Source organism: Mycobacterium sp. G7A2, assembly GCF_041902445.1.
Classification (GTDB): Bacteria; Actinomycetota; Actinomycetes; order Mycobacteriales; family Mycobacteriaceae; genus Mycobacterium.
Window position 1 is genome coordinate 732,474 of sequence record NZ_CP169251.1, and the last position, 22,405, is coordinate 754,878.

A 22,405-nucleotide genomic window follows, 5' to 3' on the forward strand; every position below is an offset into this window, starting at 1 on the left:
GGAATCGCTGATGCACTCCACCATGCAGGCCGCTCCGCTGTCGGTCGCCTCGATCCTGGCGCATGCTAGCGGCGTACACGGCGCCAAGCAGGTGATCAGCGCCACCGAACAGGGCCTTCGCGCTGCAAGCTACCGGCAGATCGGCCAGCGGTCGGCCCAACTGGCCTTGGCGCTGCGACGTCTCGGTGTGACCGGCGACGACCGCGTCGCCACGTTCCAGTGGAACAACCAGGAACACCTGGAGGCCTATTGCGCGGTACCCGCCATGGGTGCTGTCCTGCACACGATCAATATCCGACTCTCGGCCGATCAAATCCGCTACGTGGTCAACCACGCCGAAGACACGGTCATCATCGTCGACGCGTCCCTGACGCCACTGCTGGCCCCGCTGTTGGCGGATGCGCCCTCGGTGCGGGCGGTGGTGGTCACTGGCGGCGGCGATGCTGTCGAGCTGCTGCGGGGCAACGGCCCCGAAGTAGCCCATTACGACGAGCTGCTCGCCGCTGAGGGTGACGAGTTCCCTTGGCCTGCAGTCGAAGAAACCTCCGCAGCGGCAATGTGTTACACCAGCGGCACCACCGGCGACCCCAAAGGGGTGGTGTACAGCCACCGATCCTTATACCTGCATTCGATGGCCGCATGCACCACAAACGGGCTGGGCATCGGCGAGGGCGATCGCGTCTTGCCGATCGTGCCGATGTTTCACGCCAACGCATGGGGGCTGCCCTACGCAGCGCTGATGGCAGGGGCCGACCTGCTGATGCCCGACCGATTCCTGCAGGCCGAGGCGATCAGCCGGATGGTGCACGAACAGCGCCCGACCATAGCGGGCGCCGTACCGACAATCTGGAATGACGTCCTCTCCCACACGGGACGCGTCGGCACCTGCGACTTCTCATCGCTGCGGCTGGTGGTCTGTGGCGGCTCCGCGGTGCCGCGCGCCTTGATAGAGGCATTCGAGGAGCGCCTGGGCGTCACGGTGTTGCAGGCCTGGGGAATGACCGAAACCTCGCCGCTGGCCGCCATCGCACGCCCGTCGGCAACGGCACCGCCCGAGCGGGCACAGGAGATGCGAACGACCCAAGGCCGCCCCGTGTGCGGAGTCCAGATGCGTCTCGTCGCCGATGACGGTTCAGTGCTGCCGCACGACGGTCAAGCGGTGGGGGAACTGGAAGTCCGCGGGCCCTGGGTAACAGGCGCGTACTACCAGGGTGCCGACGACGACAAATTCCACGACGGCTGGTTGCGCACTGGGGATGTCGGGCGCATCGACGCCGACGGCTTTCTGACTTTGACCGACCGTGCCAAGGATGTCATCAAATCCGGCGGCGAATGGATTTCATCGGTGCAACTAGAGAACATCCTGACCGGGCACCCAGCCGTGTTCGAGGCGGCGGTAATCGGCGTGCCCGACCCAAAATGGCAAGAACGCCCCCTCGCTGCGGTCGTGCTGCAGGATGGACTCCACATTGCGCCCCAAGAGATCAAATCCTGGCTGGCCCAACAGGTTCCACGATGGTGGCTTCCCGAACAGTGGACGTTCATCGAGCAGGTTCCCCGCACCAGTGTAGGGAAGTTCGACAAGAAGCTGCTGCGCGCCTACCATGCGGACGGCAAGCTCAGCATCACCACGGTGCGGTGACTGCTAACTGCAGCGTTGACGCGCGACCATTTTCGTCCCCCTTTGCAGGATGACTACGATGATCTGGCAATTGCGCAGCATCCATCGCAGCTAAGCCGCTGACACAACCACGCACGCGATCACCGCGTCAGCGACAGCGACGCGCCGTCAACATCGCCTGATCGTTGGCGTCTGTGGGTGCGACCGTCGCCGCGTACCCGACCATCAGTGTGGCGATGGCAGAGATCGCCGAGAAAGTGCAGGAAGGTCGGCTGCGATGGCGGTGGATGCCGGACACTGCAGGTCATGTGGGAGCTGATGGAAGCCGACGTGCTCGGCTGGCCGGCCCGACGGGCGCCACGATGCGGCCCGCAGGGCGGTGCGACACGGCCAGGAACGCGCCTCGGTGACATTGGGCGGTCGTTGGCTGCCGGCGTCCCGTTCGCGGGTGCGGGCCGCCGATGGGTTCGGGAGGTGGCGATCGCCCCCTATGAGCTGTTCAGCTCGACCGAGGTGTTGGTGGCGAGTCCCCGTTACTGAGTCCACCTGACCCTGGTTTCTGGGTAGCGGTATCAGAACCAGCTTGGTACGGCATCCACCGTCGAGGTATCTAGGCTGGCTAGCAGATCGAACAGGGGGCCGACCTTGGGCAGTTCATAGGTGAAGAAGAATCTGCCCGCGGCACGCTTGCCGTCGTAGAAGTCGCCGTTGCCGTCCGCGGCGGCCAGCAACTGCTCCAGCCAGATCCACGCCATCACCACATGGCCGGCCGCTTCCAGGTACAGCGTCGAATTCGCCAGTGTCACAGAGATATCACCGGCAGCCCACAGTGTGCCGGTGATGTCGACCAGCCGGGTAAGCGCACCGCGCAGGGCATCGGCATGCTGCCTTGTGCCGACGTGCGTTTCGGCCTTGTTGATGGTCGCGGTGATCCGCTCGGCCAGCAGTGTCAGCCCGGCGCCGTCGTGCATAACCACCTTGCGGCCCAGCAGGTCCAGGCCGTGGATGCCGTGTGCGCCTTCGTGGATGGCGTTGAGACGGTTGTCTCGGTAGGCCTGCTCGACGTCGAACTCCTTGGTGTAGCCGTAGCCGCCGTGCACCTGGATGGCCAGGCTGTTGGCCTCCAGGCACCACTGCGACGGCCAGCTCTTGGCGATCGGCGTCAGCACCTCCAGCAGCAGGTGGGCGCGGGCGCTGTCGGGTTCGGTGCCCGAACGCTGCTCGTCGACCAGGCGGGTGCAGTAAAGGCCCAGCGCCAACGCACCTTCGACATAGGCCTTCTGCGCCAGCAGCATTCGCTTCACGTCGGCGTGTTCGATGATGGCCACCTGCGGCAACGACGGGTCCTTGGCGTTCACCGGGCGGCCCTGGGTGCGGGCCTTGGCGTATTCGACCGAGGCCAGGTACCCGGCGTATCCTGTGGCGGTGGCCTGCAGCCCGACGGCCACCCGCGCCTCGTTCATCATGTGGAACATATACGCTAGGCCCTTGTGCTCCTCGCCGACCAGGTAGCCGACCGCGCCGGCATCGCCCGCGGGTCGATGCGTCCCGTCGCCGAAGTTGAGCAGGGCGTTGGTGGTGCCGTGATTGCCCATCTTGTGATTGAGCCCGACGAGCGCCACGTCGTTGCGGGTGCCGTCGGTGAGGTACTTCGGCACGACGAACAGCGAGATGCCCTTCACGCCGGGGCCACCGCCGGGAGCCTTGGCTAGCACCAAGTGCACGATGTTCTCGGTGAGCTCGTGGTCACCGCCGGTGATCCACATCTTGGTGCCGGCGATCCGGTAGGTGCCGTCCCGGGCGGGCACGGCCTTGGTGGTGATATCGGCCAGCGACGACCCCGCCTCGGGTTCGGATAGGCACATGGTTCCGAAGAATTTCCCTTCGAGCATGGGGCGCACCCACGCGTCGATCTGCTCGGGGGTGCCGTATTCGACCAGCAGGTTCGCGTTGCCGATGGTCAAGAACAGGTAGGAGGTGGTGGCGGGATTGGCGGCGCGGAAGAACGTCATGGCCGCCTCGGAGACCACCGCGGGCAGCTGCATACCGCCGACGGCCTCGTCGAACGACCCGGCCAGCAGCCCGGACTCAGCGAAGGTGTCCAGGGCATCCTTGATCTCGTCGATGAGCACGACCTTGCCGTCTGGGCCGACGGTGGGCTCGACCTGATCGCCCTTCTTGCGGTGCGGGGCAAAGCGTTTGGTGGCGATGTCGGCGGACAGGTCCAAGACCGCGTCGAACGTGTCGCGCGAATGCTCGGCGTAGCGGCTGCGCTCGGTCAGCTCTTCGACGTTGAGCCACTCATACAGCAGGAAGTCGACGTCACGCCGGGAGATGAAGTCGGCCATCGGGGAACCCTTTCGCGAAACGAAAACATTAGCGAGCGCTAATATTCTTAGCGTGCGTTAATGTCGCATGATGTGCCGGGCTTGTCAACGAACGAGGTACAGTTTCACACGCCATGACCACCGACCGGCTCGCCTCGTCCGCCGCCGCGGAGCGGATCCTGTGTGCGGCGATCGAGGTCTTTGCCGAGTCCGGATACGGCGGCAGCTCGACGCGGGAGATCACTAAACGGCTCAACATGAGCGCCACTGCGATCTACCCCCACTATGCGTCGAAGGAAGAACTGCTCTACGCGATCGCCCTCGACGGCCACAGCAGTTTGCTTCAGGCCATCAAGGGCGCCGATGCGCAGGCCAGGGCCGCGGCCGGTAATCACACCGAACGGCTCAAGGCGGTGGTAGCGACCTTCACGATCTGGCATGCGGAGAACCGCAAGAAGGCGCGCGTCGTGCACCACGAACTCCACGGGCTGACCCCGTCGCACTACCGGTCCATCGCCGCGCTGCGGCGCCAAACCATGGCGTATGTCGGCGCCATCATCACCGACGGGATCGACGCCGGCGAGTTCCATGCACAGTGTGGCGACGATGTCGTGGTTGCGATCTCGTCGCTATGCGTCGATGTCTGCCGCTGGTTCCCGTCGCGGCAGCATAGCTCCCCGCACAAACTCGGTGCGGTGTACGCCGACATCGCCGAACGTCTGGTGCGCTAAAGTGCCGCGTCTCGTTGAATATATGACGCGAGCCGTGCGAGGAGATGTGCCAAAGCGGTTGTAAATCAACGACATTACCATCCGCGGAACCTATAATGGCAAGGTGCACTGCGCGGTGGTCCTGGATACATTATGCCGATGGTTCTTCGGTTCGTCGACGACTCCAACCAGACTCCCGCACTGACCATCAACGCGCTGACCGCAACCATCAGCAATCGTGACCCGCAGGCCGGGTGGGGGACCAAATCACTCTGATTCGGCATACAGTGCGGATTCGCGCGTCGTCGTTGTGTTGCAGCCGGCGGGAAGGTGGTCCCATCACCCCTGGTAGGCGACAGTAGCGCGAAGGATCGTTCGGCGAGATCAATTTGCTTGTGGCGGATTTCGTCGAGCGTCGGTGGAGGCCCCGGGCGCTGCCGCCCCCACGTGTGACTGCGGTGACGCCGCACGACGATCCCGCTGAGTACCTTGGCGAGCATTGCCTGGTTGTTCGTTTCCCGCCAGTGACGACCACCGAAGGTGGGCAACCATGCCCGTCGACCGAGGTGTGGAACTTGAGGCCGGTCCACCCCACGACTATCGGGTGTGGTGAGCAGCGGGATCACCCCCGGTTTTCGCAATGCGCCTTCGCCCATTCGACAATTGTCGAATGGGTGAGTGAACACCGGGTCCGTGGCGGCGCAACGCGACCCCGCAACAGGTGGCGGGCACCCTGGTGTGCGGCTTCGACGAGAACACCTCAACGGTGGCCTGGACGACCGACTCTCAGCTGCTGATGAGCGAGATCCAGTCGGGCCCGCAGGGGCCGAACATGGTGCAGCTCTACGCGTGGTGGTCGTCGCACTCCTGACCCGACGGCAGGGCGCGGAGAAACCGTCAGGCCGGAGGCGGCGCCACGACCGTCGTGGTGACCGGGGCGGCGGGGGCGGTCTGCTCGCCTTCGGGCAGCGGCGTCCCCGAACTGCCGGACGGGGCCTGCGCGGCCGAGGCGCCTTCGGGCAGCGGCGTTCCTGCACTGCCGGCCGGTGCCGCCGGATCGGCGGCGGCCGGAACCGGTGCCGGAGCGGCCTCGCCGGGCAACGGCGTTCCCGAACTTCCTTCGGGCAGCGGCGTTCCCGAGCTGCCCTCGGGCAGGGTTGTTCCCGAGCTGCCTTCGGGCAGCGGGGTGCCGGAGCTGCCGGCCGGTGCCGGCGTCATCGTCGCCTCGGCGCCCTCCGGTGCAACCTCGTCGGTATCGCCCTCGGGGGCCGGGGTTTCCGTGGTGGCAGGTTCGGCCGGTGCGGTGTACGTGCCGGTCGAGGCCGGGGTTCCACCGGTGGGGCCGGTCGCCGGCGGGGCGGGCGGAGCCTCGACCCACACCAGCATGTCGGTGCCGCCGGCGTTGTAGACGACGCTGTCGGGTGCCTCACCGGTGACGTCGAAATACTTAGTGCCGTGGGTGACTGACGTTCGTCACGTTCGCCGTGAGCCCTCTGCTTGGCGTGACGAACGGCCGATATCGGTCGCGTTCGCGAGGCTGATAAGACCCTCCAACTGCACACCCCGACTGTCGTTCTGGCCTTGCCGTGAAGGTCAATACGCGGTGAAGCGCAATGGGGCAGACGCGCTAGAAACCGCTGATGTCGCATACCGGATTGATACGGCCGCTGAGGCTCACCACATGTTGCGGTGGATCAGCGCGTCGGCGACCAAAGCAACACCGGCAACAACGAAAAGAATGCGGACTCCGATCGGACCGTATCGGGTCAGATTGCGCACTAGCCAACGCTGTACCCGGTCAGCTTGCCTGGTTCGACTCGTCGATAGGGCCAGAACGAGCATGCAGGGCAATAGCGCGATCGCGCAGTAGGCAACCACGATCACGGGCCAAGCTGGTGGTAGCGGCTGCTGGGCAGCAAGCATTGCTAGGCCAGCCAGATACGGAACCGCGGTAGGCGCTTGGCCCAGACCGACTGCGATTCCGAGGAATCCAAGAAGCCAGGGGCGTTGCCGCATGGCCGCCATGGCCCAGCCCGGAGCGGAAGTTTGTGCAACCAGGGGGAAGAAGGCGAGCAAGATCAGCGCGAACCCGATTAGCAGCTCACCCCAGTATCGGACCGTAGGTGTGAGTTCGAAGTTGGTGAGGTCGGTCACGAAACCGATTCCGAGTACGGCAAAGAGGCCGAAGATGGAGGTTACGGCGAAGACCCCTGCGATGAAGCTCAGACCACCGGGTAAAGGGGACTGCCGATTGAGGCGGCTGCCATAGACAACTGCTGAGACCACCCCGATATTGAGGACACTGAGGGAGTCGAGGAAAGCCAGGCCAAGCAGTGCCAGCAGCAGGCCCGTCATCGGTGTACCCGTCGACCCGGCTGACTCAGACGCGTTCGCCTAAGTCGCCGCACTGGTGGTTTGAAGGTGGACACCGTGCCGACGATACGATGCAAACTCGAAAACTAAGCGAACAGTAAGAGTGTGTCGAGCTCGAGATTCCGCGACCCGCCAAGTCGAGCCTCGGCAGGCGAGGAATCGCGCGCTCCGACTACACACCTGGCGTCCGGCTTCCGACGACTACGGCACCTTCAACGCTCACATCGTCGAAATCGGCAACAGAGTCCTCGCGCTCGCGCCAACCCTCCTAGACCCACTGCCAGCGAAAATGCGACGGATGGTTACCGTGTCAACGTGGCGCGGGCAATGCTGCCGGGGCGGTTGTCAGCTTCGGCCAGCACGGCTGCGCCCGCCGACCAGATAGCCGAGCGACCAGTGGTCCTGGCGTATCCACCGCTGGTGGGGCCGGCGAAGCTGGCCATCACCACCGGTGCTTGACACGTCTCGGCGATGCTGCGTGCACGGCGTTGCTGCTCAGCCAGTTCCGTCTCGTGGTGGACCACACCGCAGGCGTAAACATCCACCCCAAGCGCGGCCGTGCCACGCACGTGTTCCTCGACTCCGGTATCTCGGCAGATCCCCATACCGACCTGCCAGCCGTCCACTTCGATGACCCGCGGTCCACCACCGGGGCCGAAATGCTGGTGTTCGGTGCCTCCCAGAAACGTCTTGCAGTAGGCCACGGTCGCCCCGTCACGGTCGAAGCGCACCATCGCGATACAGCGGCCGCGGTCGGTCACCACCGGAGCTCCGACAAGTGCCACTGAATCCGTTGTTGTACAGGCATCTACAAGAGAGCCTAGGCTGCCTCGATGGAATTCGAGCGGCAGCGAATTTAGCCAGTAACCCGTCAGGGACAGCTCAGGGAACACCACCAACCGGGCTTCAGCGCGCGCAATCGATTCAGCATGCGAGGCGACGTTTGCGTCCACGTCATCGTCGACAACTCTTGGCTGGGCCGCCGCGACCACCAACTCCGTTTCCATCGCCACATTGTCACCAATAGACGTCCCTCGTGCCCACCCCGCGCCGGCCGGAAGACCAACATGTCACGCAGAAAGATCAGTGCCAGTCGGCTCAACGGTGGGTCAGGCTCCAGCCGCGGTAGCCGCCGCGGTCGAGGTGCCCACGGGATTCATTCCCCTTTGGACGAATAGGTGATCGAGCCGCAGACGACCCAACAGGTCCGGATGGGTCTCTCCTGAAGCGTCAGCTCATGCGGCCATTGGGGGCGAACAGCTGTGTGACGTTACGCTCCCGTTCTCGCTTGACGTTGGCCCTCGCAGCATCTAATGACCTTCTAAGCATGGCGATTTCGTTCTGAGCCTGGTGAAGGTTGATGGATTGACTGTTGACTACATCCCGTAGTCGGGCATTCTCTTCGGCGAGGTGGTTTCCTTCGGGGTCATAAAGCTGTCCGGTCAGGTCATTGACCCTTGCTTCTCGTCGCTTGACCTCGGCGCGCAGTGACTTGGCGAGGGCTTCGGCATCCAGTGCTCGTTCGCGCCATGACGCGGAAGCCTGTTCGAGTCTCTGATCGGCGGCCACGATTGCGCTGGCCTGTGATGCGTCGCGAGCTGCCAGAACGGCCTCGGTCAGCTGTCGGCGCCGCTTGTCGTAGATGAACGTCTTGCCCACTCCCGCGAGGGCGCAGACGTTCTCGACGGTGAACGGGGCGCCGGTCTTGATGAGTTTGGTAAGTGCTGTGCGTACCCGCTGTTCACATTCGGCGCTCGTGGCGGCACGGCGTTCGATCATTTCGACGGGGCGACGGCGTGTTCTGGTTTCCATCTTATTCTCCCTTGACTCGCGGTGGCGGGGCCGTCATGTCGCTGTTGGCGGGCCGGTTCAGGTCGGTTACGGAGAATCCGGCAGAAAACAACGGATCGAAGTAGTCATGCACGGGCGCGCGCAGGTCGAGTTTCTCGGCTTCCTCAAGCAGGCCGAGTTCGTCGAGTGCTTCACGCAGTCCGGTGAGCACGGGTTCCCATGGATGCCAACGGCTCAGGATGTAGTCACGTGTCTCGTCGGTGGGCGCCCGTTCGGCGAAGTGGTAGTCGCGGTCACGTTTGCGCTCCCAATACGCCAGATCAGCGCCGGTGAGCACGAAATGTTCGCACGGTCCATCGGGGCCGTCAGTGCAGTTCTTCTGCCACGGACATTGGGTGCCGCCGACGACCGGGCCGTACCGGCACAGACCATGTTCAACCGGGACGATAGTCAGGTCGATGCGGGCAGCTGCGGCGGCAGAGTCATCGGCGTTGATCTCGTTGGGGCGCAGCAAGACGGTGCCGGGTTTGTCCATGCCGGGCCCGGCGGCCCACACCTGTTGCAGGTGCCGCTTGACGGTCACGTCGTTGTACCGTGCGTAGTGCGCCAGGGATTCTTCGGAGAAGTGCCCGAGCACTTGGCGCACCAAAGCCGGCGGTGCGCCATTGTCCAGCAGGGACATCGCCAAAGTAGATCGAGTCTGATGCGTCGTAACCCACTTCAGGCCCAGACCCTCAAACCACTGACTCCACGGATTGCGGAACCCCGTTTGTGACACTTCAAAGGTCAAGTCGGGATTCGATATTGCTGCGGGAAACAGCGGCTTGTCGCGATCCCACGAGGCTTCGAGTTGAGCGCGTCCACGTCCGTCAAGCGCGGCGAGTTCCGTAGAATAGCGCGCACGAAGCTTTGCCCGGGTGAGTTCCTGGCGCTGCAATAACCGTTCGTAGACAGGAAGGTAACACGGCATTCCCCAGTCCACGACGTTGACCTTGCTGATGTCTCGCCAGATATACGGTTGGGCGCGGCCAACGAGCCCAACGCAGCCCAACCGAAGCTTCAGTGTCTCACTGATCCGTCCACCCTGAAACGCCTGGGTCAACCAAATATCGGCAATCCCAACACCGTTGCTGTCGAGGGCTTCCAGAGCGGCGATGCTCTCAGCGCTGATCAGCAACTGAAAGTCGTCCTCGCTCAGCGGTCGTGGTCGCGGCCTATTGACGGGCTGCGGGTATCTCGGCAGGCCAAGTATGAAGGAGTCCATACCCGGCGGTGTCCGGCGCATTTCCTGGCTGTGCCGCAGGACGGTTCGCATGCTGACCGTGTAGGTGTGGCGGGTGAGGACGGTGAGGGTGCTCGTTCCTCTGCCCTTGTGCTTCATCAGCCGAGGAATGGGGATTTGGTCCCGGAACCACAGATCCCAGGTGTCCTTCACTGCTTTGGCATCGACCCTGCCCAGCCGGGTCGGGTCATCGCCATGGTCGTTGCGGTTCTGCCATAGGATCTGTGAGAGCAAGGCGATTCCGGTGATCCGGTTGCGAACCGTTCCGAGACTGGGACGTTTCCCGGTGGGCTTGAGCGCCTCGTCGCGCAAGAACTCCCACAGCGCGTCCCGCAGCCAGCCCTGCGAGACATCGGTCAGGTCCAAGACTCTGCGAGAGTTCTCCCCGCTGGTGGTTGCTGAAAACGGCGAGCTGCCGACGAGGATCGGGTCGAACCATCCTGCAGCCTTGGCGATGTCCTCGGTAACAATGAGGCTGCGTGCTGCGGCCGGGAGGTCCAACCAGATCCGGCGTTGTAGCTTACGGACGTACTTCTCGGCGAGGTCGTCGATCCGGAAGTCGCCTAGCGACGTCACTCCACTGGCGGCGAGGATGTCAATAACCTTCTGCAGCTCGGCGGGGCGCCATACGGTGCGTCGAGGGTTATTTGAGTGACGGTGAAGGGCATACCGGATCTCGTTCTGCAAGCCGTCGGGCAGTGCTGCCAGTGTCAGCAGCCCGCGACTGCTGGCTGCTGACACGGATTCTTGGACCGCCGCAGAGGCAACGAACGCAGCCCAGCGGTGCGGGCCTGGTGCTTTGCCGTCGGCGGTCAGCCAGTCGTCCCACTGCCCAATGTGGCCGGTACACACCCGATGGTCCTGGGCGTCCACATGTATGTTGCGCACACTGTCGTGGACACAGCGCGGTACCGAGCACGGATCGTAGGGGGGCATCGGGCGCTGGAGTCGCCGCCACCTGGCTTCGCTAACCCACTCGTCACGAGCTCGTTTCTGAGGCCCGGCCCTTCGGCGCGCCTTTACCAGGAGGTCCCCGTGATGCTTGCAGTAGCCGCTCTTCCATGTTTCACGGTTGCTGCCACAGATCACGCAATCGGGCCGGCGTGACAATGCCCATCCGGTCCGGCTTGATGACACCGGTTGGGCAGTGCGCACAAACTCATCAAGTCCGACCGAGTCCTGAACACGTCGGTACTCTTGTCCGTGCGAAATGCAGATGAGGCGGGTCTCCGTTGGTGACAAGCGGCCGCCACAGCCCTCGACGCGGCATGCCCACCCGTAAGTCTCGTGGTGCGGGGGAAACTCGATCGGTTCGGTCAGCAACCATGATGGGAAATGTTGACTGACAACGTGATAGCGTTGTTCGACAGTCAGCCCGAGGTAGTCGCTCTCGGTGGCCGGAGCTACGGCTTCCTTGATCGCTTTCGCCGCAGTCATTGTGGGACCTCTGATCCCGGCGTCGGCTCGAGATAAGGTTCGGTCGGAGGCCGGGCTGTTGCGTCCCAGGCCTGCTGGAGATGCTGCATGGCATGGCGGTTGGCGGATTTGCCGTACAGGTCGGTCACCATCTGAGGGCTTGTCCAGCCGAACTCTTGGGCGACTAACTCGGCGTTGAAGTCCGATTCAGCGTACAAGGCCGCTGCCGCTTTGTGCCGGAAGCCGTGCGGGGTCACCTGCACTAGCAGTCCGGCCCTCCGGCACGCTCTGGCCAGCATCTTGCGGACACCAGCCGTAGCGAGCGCCGCACCCGGAGTTCGGCCGGCCAGGTGCACGAGAACCTGTTCGTGATTGACCAGGTGTGAGATCGGATGGAACTCGTCCAGCAGATAGGCGTGAAAGGTGCTGATCATGTCCGGGCTGACAGCCCGGATGACGCCGTCCACGACCGAGCCATCCCTGCCGGCGACAGTAGGCGCGTAGGCTTTCGCGCGGGCACCGTTGGGGTTGTCGTCGCGCCCGATCACGTGAATGTGGGGATCGGCGCGTTGACCGCACTCATGATTGCGGCGCAGGTGAAGGTCGCTGAACCGGAGCCCGCACAAGCCACCCACCCTGAGGCCCCCGTCATGCAGCCACGTCAGGACCATCACATCGCGAGCTGAGGTCAACACCCCGGGCTCGAACAGCGCCTGGACCGTCTCGTCCGGCAGGAATCGAGGTCGCCGTGTGTTCACCTTCGGTGCAAGCGGGTTGCCCTGGCCCGGCCGCCCAGACTTGCTCTGTCGCGCAGCGGCGTTGGAGCGCAGCGCCTCGGCCAACTCTGGGCTGGCACCGCCTGATGCCGCCAATGCAAGGTAATAGGCCTTGACTACGGTGGCCACGTTGCCAGCCGCCGAGGGGCCGATCGGCTTTCGTGTCGGCTGGCGCCACGCCGCTCCGTAGACACCGTCGACCTGGCCGGTGACGCCGTTCATGTAGCGCTGCAACTCGTCGAAGGTGATGACATCGGGTGTCTTGCCGTTGGCCCGCAGCCAGTTCAAATGATCGACCAGGCTGTAGGCATAGGTCTGCTGGGTCGATGTCCCATACCGCGTCAACACCGTCAGGCTTGGACGGTGAACCTCCAAGTCGGGAGTGAAGATCCAGAAGGACTGGCTACCGTCCCGATGCCGCACCCTGCGAACAGAGAACCGATTACCGTCCACGCCCACCCCACCTGCTGTGTCGTTGGGAACCCGTGATCGCAGGAGTACCACGGCCGCGCGGAGGCAGGCGGGAGGCTCGCCGCGGACGTCGCGAACGCAGCGCGTGCTGGATGCTAAGAAAGTGGCGGCGGTCTGGAAATCCGGCGACCTGGCTCACGGCGTTCCATGCGATTTCGCTATATGCGCTGAAGCAGAGGTGTCGCTTGTCAGAGCTGATCGGGCAGAATATGCGCATGGGCAATAGGCCGCGATCTCCGCGCGTCCTCTTGGTGGACGAGGATGCCGATGTACGTGAATCGTTGGAACGCGGACTGAGTCTGTCGGGTTTCGCCGTTGCGAAGATCGGTGACGGCGCTGCCGCTCTACGCAGTGTCAGCGACGCCCGCCCCGACGCGATCGTGGTGAACATTGGGATGCCGGTGCTGCCGGGTATTCGTGCCCTAGGCGCGATGCGAGACCTAGACGGTGAGGTTCCGGTGTGCGTGCTGTCGGCACCCCACTCGGTGGATGATCGCATTGCTGGACTGGAGGTTGGCGCCGACGATTATCTGATCAAGCCCTTCGCGTTGTCGCAGCTAGTGGCCCGGTTACGAGCCATGTTGCGTAGCCGCAGCACGGAAGTGCGCTGCTTGCCAAGCATCGAAGTGGGCCCTATGGAAATAGACTTCCGAAGAAGATGCGTACGAGTCAGTGACATCGAGGTGGCCTTGACCAGGCGGCAATTCGATCTGCTGGCGATGCTGGCTGAACACGAATCGACGGTGTTGTCGCGCAGCCAACTGCTGAAGTCGGTCTGGGGTTACGACTGCGCCGCAGAAACTGACGTCGTCGACCATTTCATCGGCTATCTGCGCCACAAGCTCGAAGCCGGTGGCGCACCACGAGTCATTCACTCTGTCAGCGGCGTGGGCTTCATGCTAGGAGCACCCCCGTGACCCTCAACGACCGTGTATATCGATTGCTCCGGTTACCCACAAGAGGGTTGTCGCTTCGCACCATCGTGATCGCGTCAGCGCTATTGGTGATCGTCGCCGTCATCACCATCGGCACCTGGGTATGGATCGGTGTCACCAACGAGCAGTACAGCCGGCTGGACCAACAGCTTGACTCGGTGAGCAGCCTCGGCGATATCGGCGCGCTGGTGAACAACACCAACACCGATCAGCACATCCCAGCAGACAGCCTTGTACGCACCACACGCATCGGAGACGCGACCACGTCGATCCCCAATGACATCGTCTTGCCGAAGCTGCCCACCGGGTATACAAACACGAACCGTCGACGGGGTTGAATACCGAGTTCACACCTTCACGGCCGGTCAGGCCTCGATCGCCGTGGCTGCCCCGATCGCCGAAGCTCAACGTCAAATCTACCAACAGCACATGCGCGTGCTGTTGATCTGCGGCGCAGTCGTGCTGGGAACCGTCTCTGTCGGATGGGTGATGTGGCTGATCATGATCTACCCGTTCCGGCAGCTAGCCGAGCAGGCACGCGCCATCAACGCTCAATCCAATCCCGACGAGGTGCAGGTTCGGGGCGTGTGGGAGGCAATGGAGATCGCCGAAGCCGTCGAGGGCATGCTGGCACGCACAAAGGCAGCCCTGGAATCGGCGCGCGATTTCGCCGCTGTCGCTTCTCACGAACTGCGTACCCCACTGACGGCTATGCGCACTGACCTAGAAGTGCTGTCCACCCTAGAACTGGCCGACGAGCAACGTAAGGAAGTTCTCGGTGACGTCATCCGGACCCAGAGCCGGATCGAGGCGACCTTGACGGCATTGGAACGATTGGCTCAGGGCGACCTGACCACAATCAGCGACCACGTCCCATTCGATATCAGCGAGTTGCTGGATCGCGCTGCGCACGATGCCATGCACACCTATCCCGACCTGCAGGTATCGTTACTGCCCTCGGGTCCGGTACGTATGTCGGGCTTGCCGGCGGGCCTGCGGTTGGTAATCGACAACGCCATCGCCAACGCAGTCAAGCACGGTCGCGCGACCGAAATACAGCTCAGTGCAATCCGTTCCACTGCTGGCGTGGAGATCGCCATAGACGACAACGGCCATGGAGTTCCCGAGCGGGAGCGTGCTGCGGTCTTCGAGCGGTTTACTCGTGGCTCGACTGCCTCGCGCTCCGGGTCAGGTCTAGGTTTAGCACTGGTCGCCCAGCAGGCTGAGCTGCACGGCGGAACAGCATCGCTGGAGGCAAGCCCTTTGGGTGGCGCACGCCTCCTGCTGCGACTGCCCGGAACGGGTTAGCAACCGCGAGTGCGGTGCGCTACTGGCGATGAACGGGAGGCGCTTGAGTGTCAGCTGCGGGCAGCTGGGACACAGGGTGCAGCTACTGGGCATAGGGTCGCACCGACAGCCGTCGGACGTAGACCTGGCCTGAACAGGAGAGATGGTCGAGTGTTCGAGCAGCGTGAACGTTGGCTCGAGGAACTGCGCGCGTGCACCGATGAGAAGGAGTCGTTGACATCTACGTCCGGCCGCATGCCCTGGGATGCGATCGTTCGAGAAATCGATGCTGCATGCAGCGACGCGAGGCCCCACGGCCGCCAACAGATCCGCGACTGGCAGTCGAGGGTTACTGATCTCACCGACAGTCTCGACTGGATCGGACCAGAGCTCCTAGCCTTGGTCGCCATAGCCGGCAGGGCGGTCGTCGGGGCGATCACCAGTGGCCTGCTTGTCACCACCGCGGGAACAACGACACTTGACGACACGAAGCGCCCAGCTGTCGGCATCCGTGCCGGCGTCCTCGTCAGCGCGCTGGACAGTGACGCGCTGCTGGTGGCGGCCTGGCGGGACCTTGTCGCGGCGTGCCGGAAGCTAGACCACACCAGATTCCCGGCGGATCGGATTGCGTTCCTTCGCGACACCCTGATGGGCCTGATCAAGTATCGCAACCAGGACCTGAACCATTGGAACCCTATCTCGACAGCTGTGTCCGTCCTGCACGGAGGGGCGAGCAGCGTCGAGCTGGCACAAGAAATGGTTGGCGATGCCGTTCAGGCACCCACCACGAATCCGCACGCTAGAAGTCGACTGTCCGATCAACAGCTCGCTGACCTCGCGGAGCGTTGCATCGTCTTGCCCCCGTCGACAGGCAATTACATCGTGTGGCTTCGCCTATCCCCAGGATTCATCAAGGACGTTGCTTGCGTGACGCACGGAGGGATCACGTTCTACGACGCGATAGACCTCGCACGCGCACTTCTCGACCATGACATGGCGAGGAACATGCTTGACGTTGTCCCCGAGGAACTCCTTACAGACGAGATCCGCGACCTCCAAGTCTCCAACTCGGTCGACGACTGTGTCGGATTCGAGTACGACCCTGAGTTGGTCTACGCGCGAGTCATCGTCACGAACGTCGAACGCCATCGAGCAGTTGATGCAGCACGCACATACCTCGCTGCAGTGCTGACCGTCGTCGGCGTCCACGACGGCATGTGGAAGATCCTCGACGGCTACCTGTTTTATGACGGCGAGCCATCCTATTTCCCCGAGGCACGATGGGGTTTGAAGGAACCGCGCCCTGATCCCGTCTTCCATCAGAACGATCACTTCACCACGGATCTAGAGGAACTGAATGCCAAGGGGAAGGTGATCACTGCAGAGGCTGCGACGAATCTTCAACCAGCGCTGCGGCTTTTCACCGCTCTCACCGAACTACCCCTGTCTGATCCCGAAGCGACAGTGCTGGCGGCAGTCCGTGCCATCGAGCACTGCAACACCTGGACAGCGCCGGGCCACAGGCTTCACTGGAACGAGTACATCAACCAATTTCTGATCGATGAATATACAGTCAACGCGTTCGCGAGGCGCGTGGGATATGACGGGTTCGCCGCAGTTGTGGCGCATCGACCCGACCGGTCACCCGGCGCAGTACCACCCCCGGAGTTGGAAACTGTACGCAAGGACATCACCGTTCCCGGATGGGGGACACGTATCGACATTCGCAAAGTTGCCTCTCACGTCACCACGCTCAAACGCGTATACGCCCAACACTGGCTCGTGCGACGGCTGGCCGAAACCGAAGACACGTTGTCGTCGGGAACCGCGCTCGCGGCTGCATTCGACGCCGAACGCAACCGCGTCGAAGGCATGGTGAAGCGCCTGACAAGGTCACGAAACGCGGCGATCCACGGCGGGCCCCTGTCGGAGGCAGCCTGCAGTACGGTGGCGAGATTCGCCGCGACACTTGCTAGGCAAGCCGTAACCGCAGCGATTTGGGCGACCATCAACGGCGAGCCGCTAGACACCTACGCTACGCGTCGACGGCTTGAGTTCCAGCAGCGGATCCAGAAGCTCACACAAGGTGGAGATCTGATGAATCTATTCCAGCTCACGCCATAGAGGAACAATTCGACTCCCATCCGGGTCGGGTCATGCCGCGTCAGACTCACCATCAACCGCGGTGGCATGTGGCGGCGAAAGAGCGCCGCCTCAAGCAAAGTTAGACCAAGAGGTTGTTCAACCGACCGAACAACGCTTCAAACCGATCCTTCGTTGCATCGTCGATTTCATCGGCCAAGGTTCCCGGCCTTCTCAACAGATGATTGGCTGGCTGGTAGTGATCAAATTTGTGACCTAGTTCCGCCTCAACTTGTTTGACGACCCGTTCACCTTGCGGGAGTTTGGATTTGACGAACTTTCCGACCTTAGCGGCGGCGAGCAGCTTCAGATACCAGCCGACGTCGAACAGATCCTCAATGTCGGCTTGCCGTGTCTGTGTGATTTCCGTCAACGGTATCAACTTGCTCTTGTCGAGCAGCCCGCGGTCCACAAAGCTGCTCAGCCGCTGGTTGCCGCCAACCGCACCGTCGATCAGAACCGTCACATTGAGATCGGTGCCATTGAGCAGCGAAATAAATGTGGGGATCTTGTCGATTCCACCGACTGGCGTAAGAGTCCATCGCGGATCTAGTGCGGTCCGGCCTTCAGAGCGTAGGAGATCGCTCAGAATCGTCAGGTAGACCACATCAGCGGGACCTTCCACCAACAGCTGGTCGGAGCCGATAATCAAGGTCTGCGCCATGTCGACACCCAGCGCGCCTAGCAGCGGGAAAACTGTGTCGGGCCTGGCTTTCCAAATCTCCTCACTCACAATTGAACCCGCCGTGGGGTCCAAGTCCTCAACGGTGCGACAGCGCTCCAACTTCGTCGGCGAGATCATGAACAGCGAGTGGGTACTGTAAATGACCTGGTGGCTGGGAGCCAGCCGCTCATCGATGTAGCGCAGGAGATCTGCCTGCGCCTTCGCGTGAAGATTCAGACCTGGCTCATCAAGCAAGATGATGCGTCTATCCTCGTCGGCATACTCGGAAAATGCTGCCAAGAACGAAAAGAACCAGATAAAGCCCTTCGACCGCTGGCTCATATTCAAGGTGACCTGGTGACGGTCATTACGAACACGCACCTGCAAGAAGGGCTCAGGCTGTCGGGTGGGCTCACCATCCACGGGCCGGAATTCGATATCAAGTTCTACACGCAGGCTGTCGTTCTGGGTCCAATACTCGAAAAGCTCAGAGGTGAGCTCGTTCCCAGCAGCTTCCAGCGCAGCCTTCCGCTCCTCATAGTTCTCGGCAGTGAACTCATCGGTATCGACACCGGCGAGACGTAGCAATGCCAACGCAGTCCGCTCGCCGGCATCGAGGTCGTCTTCATCAGTGCTCTGCAACTTTTCGATGCTGACCACTCCTGGCAGGATGCTGTACTCGTCGAAGTACTGAAAGCGCGGCACCCTCTTGAATACCGCGGTACGGATCTCGGCGCGGATGTCACGATCGGAGAGCTGTGTCGCCAATTGCAGAGCCGGCTCGCTTGCTTCGTCTGCTTTGAGTGCGGCCACGACTGCTTCGCGACTATCCTTGGCGTACTTCTGCACGTCAAGGCCGCTCGCGTCGATGATGTGCTTGAGTGCCGCCGCTTCATCAATGTCGACGTCAACGACAGCGGTCGACGATCCATAGGTCCGGCCGACCCTTACGGCTCGTTTGGTCAGAACACTCGGGCCGAACTTGTCCTGGATCACTGTGAGGTCGTCATCGTCAAGCTCGAACTGGAGTTTCACTGGGCTTGTGGACGAAATGGACTTCCGGTCGCGGGCTCGAAACCGACGAGGATAGTCCCTGAGATCGTCGAAGCCCGTGGGATACCCACCGAATATCGGTTTCGCTCGGTACATCGCCTCCAGAACAGCGGTCTTACCCGACTCGTTCTTGCCGACCAGCGCAGTGACGGCGTTGTCGATATTGAACGGCGTCGAGTCTGCGACGCTCTTGAACTTCGTTACATGCGCTTGAATGAGCCGCATCCCACATCTCCCTACTGCACACCGACCAACATTCCCGGCGGTCCGCTGGTTGACGCGGGGCCACCACTCCGACAGAGCTGGAAATCCTGACAATCAGTATGGAGGTCACCACCGACAACATTTAGAATTGTCGGCGGTGTGTCGCGAACGTGTCCGCTACTTTGTGAGCAGCGCCGATGGAAGTGACTCAGGCACTGAGGGCACTAATGAAGTAGACCTTGCCCGTGGTGGATTCGCCTTGGGCCAACGTTGCGGGGTTCACTCCCTGCGGGGTGGCGACACCGAACAGCACCCGATAGGTCTGTCCGCTCTCAGCGCGCGCGTTCAGGTTCGCCACAATGGGGATGACGCTGCCGGAGATGGCCTCGTCGGTGGCGGTGGCCTCCCACAACGTACCGGCGACCGGGTAGGGGATCGTGTCGGTGCTGGGCTTCAGGCCGGAAACCGTCCAGCCCTGCACGACGTCGCCGTTGACCAGTTCGCCCTGTTCGCCGAGATATTGCATGTCGGCGTCAGCGGCTGCAGTCGGCGCGCCCGCGAGAGCGACAGTCGCGGCGGTTGCGGTGGTGATCGCCGCCAGAGCGGGCTTGATCTTCACGTCATGTCCTCCTGTTTTCGTGACATCGAGCAGCGAGGTGATCCCCCCGCGAGCAAGGTAGCAGGCGTTCACACCGAGTAAGCACGGCTCTGCCCCTTTCCGGGTACCAACGGGCAGGGGGCTGAGAAATAGCCGGAAACGTGGACGGCGGTCGCACTGGAGGTCGATGATGCTTTTCAGGCTGGATTCACACTAATTACGTTTTGTTTGCCAGCGGCCCATGCACCGGCTAATTGCCATTCGTGGGTACGCCTGTGTCGGGCAGCAAATGGAAAAAGCTTTGGATGCAAATCCTGCCGCCAGGAATATCCACCGGGGTATTCACCGTGCGTTCTGACTCGTCGTCGGCCTGGTCGTCGCCGTTGCCGACATCGGGTCAGGTGGACACGGCAGCATTACCCCGGTTCATCTGCGATTTGTCTGCACCCAGGAGTTCACTTGCCGGACGCCGGCACGTCAGAAACCGGCGTTGACGTGCGCACTTTGTTCGCGGCCGGACCGGCCGAAAGTCTTGACTAGGCAAAGATCGTGAAACGCTTGACACGGATATCAGCAAAGCCATAAATTCTGATCACATCTTTGTAAAGATGCAGGTGCTGCCGCCAAATGGGGAGATGGGCAGCACCTCGATATCTGTCTAGGGGGTTTTCATGGCCAAGCATGCCAAGAACCGCGCGCGTCCGGCCGCGGTTCGCGCCTACGTGACCGCGGGAGTCACCGGTGCCGCATTCGCGGGCCTCGGCGCGTTCCTCGCGGTTCAGGACGCCACTCCGGCGACGACGCAATACGACATCAAGCTGGTGTCGAACGAGGAGGACACGCTCTTCCTGTCGCTCAACGGCGGCAGCGATCGCCGCGATCGTGAGCAGCGTGCGCTTGCGGTCCAGGAGGTGACCGACGCGAACCCGGCGCTGCGACCGATGTTCGGCGACGGCGGCTGGCTCATCGGCAACGGTCTGGACGCGGTGGAAGGCTGTGAAGGCGCGGCCTGCAACGGCGGCAACGGCGGCCTGCTCGGCGGTGACGGCGGTAACGGCCTGCACGGCGGCAAGGGCGGTGACGCCGGGTGGTGGTTCGGCAACGGTGGCCACGGCGGTGACGGCTTTGCGAGCGAGGGCTATGCGGCCTCTGCTGGTGGCGACGGCGGCAGCGGCGGCTACTTCTTCGGCTTCGGCGGTGACGGTGGTGACGCCGGTGACGGCGCCGTCAAGACCTCGTCCGGTGTGTACGTCGGGTACTCCGGCGGAGACGGCGGTCGGGGCGGTGCGGGCTTCGGCACGGGCGGCAACGGTGGCGCCGGCGGCAGCTACCAGAACACGAATGACATCGCCGATGATCCGGACACCGAGATCGACGAGTCACTGCAGAACGATGTGATCGGCGGCGCGGGTGGCGACGGCGGTGCGGCCGGCGGATTCGTCGGCACCGACGGCCACGGTGGCGCAGGCGGAGCGGCCATCTCCGACAACGGAAGCGCGACCGGTGGTGCGGGTGGCGACGGCGGTGGCACCGGCACCATGACCGGCGGCCTCGGCGGTAACGGCGGCGATGGGGGTGACGCCGAGGCCAATGCCGACGGTGAGACCGCGACTGGCGGCGCCGGCGGTGCCGGTGGATGGACCGGCACCGGCAACGGTGGCCTCGGCGGCGACGGCGGTGACGCCAACGGCTACGGCGGCGCGGACGCGGTCGGCGGCGACGGCGGCGAGGGTGGCGGCTCCCGCGTCGGTAACGCGGGTGAAGGCGGCAACGGCGGCAACGGTTTCAGCACCGACGGCGAAGCCACCGGCGGGCGTGGCGGCGACGGCGGCCATACCTGGGTGTTCGGCGAAGGCGGCGGCGACGGCGGCAACGGCGGCAACGCCGAGGCCGAGGAAGACGCCACCGGCGGCGACGGCGGCGACGGCGGCAACGGCGGACTCTTCGGCTACCCCGGCGACGGCGGTGACGGCGGCGACGCCGAATCGACCAACGGCACCGCGACCCCCGGCTCCGGGGGCTCGGGCGGCGTCGGCGGCGAGGACGGTGCGTCGGGTGAATCCGGTGGCAGCGACAGTGACAGTGACAGTGACAGTGACAGTGACGGCGGCGACAGCGCCTGACCGCCAGCGATACTGACGACGACAGAAAGAGCGCCGGCCACAGCTGTGGCCGGCGCTCTCTCTGCTGTCAAAAAGGTTGTCGGCACCAGACTTTGACGCTACTCACGTGAGGCTATGATCGCCCAATGTCGGAAACCTCTGCACTCCGTCCCGACCGGCTCGTCGTGGTGGCCCTCGTCGTCGCGGTCGGCGCATTGGCTGTGGCGATCTGGGCGCTGCTCAGCACCCCGTCCGCGGGCGAGGCGACCTCCGCCGGCGATGAGGCCTCGTCCGGTGGCGAGGACTCCTCCGAGGAAGCCGGCGCCCGCGTCTGCGGCGCCTTCGACACCGTGCGCAACGCGGTCTCGTTGCAGACGAACGCTGACCTGGGTGCGGACCCGGTAGCCGTGCAGGCGGTCGCGGCGAACGCCCGACTGGCAACCCTCGGCGGGGGGCAGTATCTGTTGACGCAACTGAGCGACGCGACGCCGAGCGACCTTGCCGAATCCGTGCGGTCGTTCGCGACCACCCTGCAGGACATCGGTATCGGCCAATTGGCGGGCTCGCCGGCCAATGACCCCGCTCAGGTTCAGCGTCTCTACGCCGCTCAAGACGACGCGGCGCGCATCTCCGAGCTCTGTCAGCAGTGACGG

Annotated in this window: 14 protein-coding genes and 5 pseudogenes; 9 read left to right on the forward strand and 10 right to left on the reverse strand. The window is 63.4% G+C overall.

The features are described 5' to 3' along the window. Positions 1–10 precede the first annotated feature (10 nt). Together ACEWX3_RS03570 and ACEWX3_RS03575 are read left to right on the forward strand one after the other, a co-directional pair. Entirely contained in the window at positions 11–1,642 is a 1,632-nt protein-coding gene (locus tag ACEWX3_RS03570; protein ID WP_099250438.1) for a long-chain fatty acid--CoA ligase, read from the forward strand. Positions 1,643–1,848: 206 nt separating this feature from the next. Next, positions 1,849–2,140: pseudogene (locus tag ACEWX3_RS03575) on the forward strand (IS256 family transposase); the annotation flags it as partial. Between the two features lie 53 nt (positions 2,141–2,193). On the opposite strand, the gene ACEWX3_RS03580 reads toward ACEWX3_RS03575, so the two are convergent. Further along, complete coding sequence (locus tag ACEWX3_RS03580; RefSeq protein ID WP_105387579.1) at positions 2,194–3,969, reverse strand: acyl-CoA dehydrogenase; 1,776 nt, start codon at positions 3,967–3,969, stop codon at positions 2,194–2,196. A 113-nt stretch (positions 3,970–4,082) separates the two neighbouring features. On the opposite strand from ACEWX3_RS03580, the gene ACEWX3_RS03585 reads away from it, so the two are divergent. Beyond that, on the forward strand, positions 4,083–4,679 hold the full coding sequence (locus ACEWX3_RS03585) for a TetR/AcrR family transcriptional regulator (protein WP_105387578.1): 597 nt from the start codon (positions 4,083–4,085) through the stop codon (positions 4,677–4,679). A 661-nt stretch (positions 4,680–5,340) separates the two neighbouring features. Further along, positions 5,341–5,529, forward strand: a pseudogene (locus ACEWX3_RS03590) (hypothetical protein); the annotation flags it as partial. A gap of 26 nt (positions 5,530–5,555) precedes the next feature. On the opposite strand, the gene ACEWX3_RS03595 reads toward ACEWX3_RS03590, so the two are convergent. The 7 genes and pseudogenes from ACEWX3_RS03595 to ACEWX3_RS03625 all read right to left on the reverse strand — a co-directional run bounded on the left by ACEWX3_RS03595 (position 5,556) and on the right by ACEWX3_RS03625 (position 12,755). After that, the gene (locus ACEWX3_RS03595; RefSeq protein ID WP_374158695.1) at positions 5,556–6,044 is read right to left on the reverse strand and encodes a hypothetical protein; all 489 of its coding nucleotides are present in this window, start codon (positions 6,042–6,044) and stop codon (positions 5,556–5,558) included. After that, a pseudogene (locus ACEWX3_RS03600) lies at positions 6,045–6,107 on the reverse strand (DUF1942 domain-containing protein); the annotation flags it as partial. It abuts the gene before it with no gap. A gap of 225 nt (positions 6,108–6,332) precedes the next feature. Further along, positions 6,333–7,013 (reverse strand): GAP family protein, encoded by a 681-nt coding sequence (locus ACEWX3_RS03605; protein WP_073911176.1) that lies wholly within the window; start codon positions 7,011–7,013, stop codon positions 6,333–6,335. Positions 7,014–7,333: 320 nt separating this feature from the next. Continuing rightward, complete coding sequence (locus ACEWX3_RS03610; protein ID WP_073911171.1) at positions 7,334–8,038, reverse strand: carbon-nitrogen hydrolase family protein; 705 nt, start codon at positions 8,036–8,038, stop codon at positions 7,334–7,336. 223 nt (positions 8,039–8,261) lie between these two features. Then, complete coding sequence (locus ACEWX3_RS03615; RefSeq protein WP_073911167.1) at positions 8,262–8,843, reverse strand: hypothetical protein; 582 nt, start codon at positions 8,841–8,843, stop codon at positions 8,262–8,264. A 1-nt stretch (position 8,844) separates the two neighbouring features. Further along, positions 8,845–11,541, reverse strand: a complete 2,697-nt coding sequence (locus ACEWX3_RS03620; RefSeq protein ID WP_073911162.1) for a tyrosine-type recombinase/integrase — start codon at positions 11,539–11,541, stop codon at positions 8,845–8,847. Then, the gene (locus ACEWX3_RS03625; RefSeq protein ID WP_374158696.1) at positions 11,538–12,755 is read right to left on the reverse strand and encodes a tyrosine-type recombinase/integrase; all 1,218 of its coding nucleotides are present in this window, start codon (positions 12,753–12,755) and stop codon (positions 11,538–11,540) included. Before ACEWX3_RS03625 ends, ACEWX3_RS03620 begins: the two co-directional genes overlap by 4 nt. Positions 12,756–12,982: 227 nt before the next feature. Here ACEWX3_RS03625 and ACEWX3_RS03630 point away from each other — a divergent pair, with 227 nt between their 5' ends. The 3 genes and pseudogenes from ACEWX3_RS03630 to ACEWX3_RS03640 all read left to right on the forward strand — a co-directional run bounded on the left by ACEWX3_RS03630 (position 12,983) and on the right by ACEWX3_RS03640 (position 17,113). Continuing rightward, positions 12,983–13,684, forward strand: a complete 702-nt coding sequence (locus ACEWX3_RS03630) for a response regulator transcription factor (protein WP_073911235.1) — start codon at positions 12,983–12,985, stop codon at positions 13,682–13,684. Next, positions 13,681–15,010, forward strand: a pseudogene (locus tag ACEWX3_RS03635) (sensor histidine kinase). The gene ACEWX3_RS03630 and the pseudogene ACEWX3_RS03635 overlap by 4 nt, the downstream one beginning before the upstream one ends. 150 nt (positions 15,011–15,160) lie before the next feature. Then, entirely contained in the window at positions 15,161–17,113 is a 1,953-nt protein-coding gene (locus ACEWX3_RS03640) for a hypothetical protein (RefSeq protein WP_321181386.1), read from the forward strand. Between the two features lie 100 nt (positions 17,114–17,213). Here the strand turns inward: ACEWX3_RS03640 and ACEWX3_RS03645 are convergent, their stop codons facing one another. Beyond that, positions 17,214–19,073 (reverse strand): AAA family ATPase, encoded by a 1,860-nt coding sequence (locus ACEWX3_RS03645; RefSeq protein WP_073911149.1) that lies wholly within the window; start codon positions 19,071–19,073, stop codon positions 17,214–17,216. 208 nt (positions 19,074–19,281) lie between these two features. Then, positions 19,282–19,671 (reverse strand): annotated as a pseudogene (locus tag ACEWX3_RS03650) (MPT63 family protein); the annotation flags it as partial. Between the two features lie 650 nt (positions 19,672–20,321). On the opposite strand from ACEWX3_RS03650, the gene ACEWX3_RS03655 reads away from it, so the two are divergent. After that, complete coding sequence (locus ACEWX3_RS03655; protein WP_374158697.1) at positions 20,322–21,773, forward strand: hypothetical protein; 1,452 nt, start codon at positions 20,322–20,324, stop codon at positions 21,771–21,773. Between the two features lie 125 nt (positions 21,774–21,898). Further along, positions 21,899–22,402 carry a hypothetical protein gene (locus ACEWX3_RS03660; RefSeq protein WP_374158698.1) on the forward strand — a complete coding sequence of 168 codons (504 nt, stop codon included), beginning with the start codon at positions 21,899–21,901 and terminating at the stop codon, positions 22,400–22,402. Positions 22,403–22,405: the final 3 nt, after the last annotated feature.

Excerpts from the sequence above, each read along its gene's own strand:
- ACEWX3_RS03585 (WP_105387578.1), top strand. The coding sequence starts at position 4,083 with ATGACCACCGACCGGCTCGCCTCGTCCGCCGCCGCGGAGCGGATCCTG.
- ACEWX3_RS03655 (WP_374158697.1), top strand. The coding sequence starts at position 20,322 with ATGGCCAAGCATGCCAAGAACCGCGCGCGTCCGGCCGCGGTTCGCGCC.
- ACEWX3_RS03645 (WP_073911149.1), bottom strand. The coding sequence starts at position 19,073 with ATGCGGCTCATTCAAGCGCATGTAACGAAGTTCAAGAGCGTCGCAGAC.
- ACEWX3_RS03660 (WP_374158698.1), top strand. The coding sequence starts at position 21,899 with ATGTCGGAAACCTCTGCACTCCGTCCCGACCGGCTCGTCGTGGTGGCC.
- ACEWX3_RS03570 (WP_099250438.1), top strand. The coding sequence starts at position 11 with ATGCACTCCACCATGCAGGCCGCTCCGCTGTCGGTCGCCTCGATCCTG.
- ACEWX3_RS03580 (WP_105387579.1), bottom strand. The coding sequence starts at position 3,969 with ATGGCCGACTTCATCTCCCGGCGTGACGTCGACTTCCTGCTGTATGAG.
- ACEWX3_RS03610 (WP_073911171.1), bottom strand. The coding sequence starts at position 8,038 with ATGGAAACGGAGTTGGTGGTCGCGGCGGCCCAGCCAAGAGTTGTCGAC.
- ACEWX3_RS03605 (WP_073911176.1), bottom strand. The coding sequence starts at position 7,013 with ATGACGGGCCTGCTGCTGGCACTGCTTGGCCTGGCTTTCCTCGACTCC.
- ACEWX3_RS03620 (WP_073911162.1), bottom strand. The coding sequence starts at position 11,541 with ATGACTGCGGCGAAAGCGATCAAGGAAGCCGTAGCTCCGGCCACCGAG.
- ACEWX3_RS03615 (WP_073911167.1), bottom strand. The coding sequence starts at position 8,843 with ATGGAAACCAGAACACGCCGTCGCCCCGTCGAAATGATCGAACGCCGT.
- ACEWX3_RS03630 (WP_073911235.1), top strand. The coding sequence starts at position 12,983 with ATGGGCAATAGGCCGCGATCTCCGCGCGTCCTCTTGGTGGACGAGGAT.
- ACEWX3_RS03595 (WP_374158695.1), bottom strand. The coding sequence starts at position 6,044 with ATGCTGGTGTGGGTCGAGGCTCCGCCCGCCCCGCCGGCGACCGGCCCC.